This window comes from Pseudomonas sp. 05N434, from assembly GCF_056396965.1.
In genome coordinates this window covers 1-1102 of the sequence record NZ_JBFTMK010000917.1, presented here as the reverse complement: position 1 = coordinate 1102, position 1102 = coordinate 1, and the positions used below count along the sequence as shown (strand labels likewise).

Here is a 1102-nt window from a genome sequence, read left to right as displayed (position 1 = left end):
GCTTCCCCACTACGATGGCTATGAGTGGCAGCAGGCTGGCACTGACTTGATTTTGGTGGCCATCGCTACCGGGATCATCTACGAGGTGCTCAATGGTGCGTTCGATTGATGTGAGGGCGATAAATTTCAATTGCGCCCTTGCCGCATAACGACCCGCAACATCGCGGGAAGCAGTGTGCCGGTTCGATCACTGCACATTGCTTGCCCGCTGGTCGCCGGCCTTTGAACTGTGTGGGGGGGATACGGTCAATTATTCCGTGCAATATCAACCTCCACGGAACCTCACCATGCTATTAAAAAACAAGAGTTTTGTTGCCGTCATGTCCTGCGTGATGATGCTTGCAGCCGCCCCGTTATTGCCCGCTGAACTGTCCATCATGAGCTCCGCCTACGCGAAGGATGGTGGCAATGGAGGTGGTGGTGGCGGTGGTAACGGTGGTGGCAATGGCGGCGGTAACGGCGGTGGTCATGGTGGCAACGGCGGTTCCGGCCATTCCGGCGGCGTCAGTAGCAATGGCCGTGGCGCAGGCTTGAGTAGCGACCATGTCGGTCTTGGTGCAGGCTTGAGTGGCACCCATGTCGGCCGTGGTGCAGGCTTGAGTGGCACCCATGTCGGCCGTGGCGCAGGCTTGAGTGGCACCCATGTTGGCCGTGGCGCAGGCTTGAGTGGCGCCCATGTCGGCCGTGGCGCAGGCTTGAGCAGTGATCACGCCGGCAAAGCCGTCCGGGACCATGGCGTCAATGGCAACCACTTTGGTAGCGAACGTAACAGTGACCGTGGCCATGGCGCAGTCACTTCGGGCATTGCGCATTCCAGGGACACGCGAGGAGTTGCCAAGGCCTCTGCCATTTCGGCCACTACGCCTGGCGATCACAACACGAAAGGGTTGAGCAGCGCTCGTACTTCGATCTCGAAACGACTGGATTAAGTCCAGGACTCTCAAAAACCGGGTATCCATCAGGAACCCGGTTTTTTTTCGCCTGCAATTTGCCCGATGGCGAGGTGCGGGAGATCAGCCCAGCTACATGCGTGAGCAAATCCGACACGATGGACTACTACTGTAAGGCTGATTCAACTTTGTCCTGATGGGAGTATGTATGT

2 protein-coding genes are annotated in these 1102 nt (G+C 58.0%); both read left to right on the top strand.

All coding sequences use genetic code 11. The annotated features are described in order from the left end of the window. Positions 1–109: RcnB family protein (locus AC1DLB_RS30690; RefSeq protein WP_477786365.1), on the top strand; the 109-nt coding region annotated here is incomplete at its 5' end. 178 nt (positions 110–287) lie between these two features. Next, entirely contained in the window at positions 288–929 is a 642-nt protein-coding gene (locus AC1DLB_RS30685; protein ID WP_477744438.1) for a hypothetical protein, read from the top strand. Positions 930–1102 lie beyond the last annotated feature (173 nt).

What these genes read in the sequence shown, in the direction of transcription:
- AC1DLB_RS30685 (WP_477744438.1), top strand. Translation starts at nt 288, where the DNA reads ATGCTATTAAAAAACAAGAGTTTTGTTGCCGTCATGTCCTGCGTGATG.